Below are 299 nucleotides of genomic sequence, written 5' to 3' on the forward strand. Positions count from 1 at the left end.
TTCGCCTTTCCCTCACGGTACTGGTTCACTATCGGTCAGTCAGGAGTATTTAGCCTTGGAGGATGGTCCCCCCATATTCAGACAGGATACCACGTGTCCCGCCCTACTCTTCGAGTTCACAGCCTGTGTGCTTTCGTGTACGGGGCTGTCACCCTGTATCGCCGGACTTTCCAGACCGTTCCACTAACACACAAGCTGATTCAGACTCTGGGCTGCTCCCCGTTCGCTCGCCGCTACTGGGGGAATCTCGGTTGATTTCTTTTCCTCGGGGTACTTAGATGTTTCAGTTCCCCCGGTTC

At 54.8% G+C, this 299-nt stretch carries 1 rRNA gene; it reads right to left on the reverse strand.

Annotation, left to right across the window (positions count from 1 at the left end):
* Positions 1-299, reverse strand: a 23S ribosomal RNA gene (locus ACZ6J2_RS21870); the annotation flags it as partial.

Source organism: Enterobacter sp. E14S, assembly GCF_055666685.1.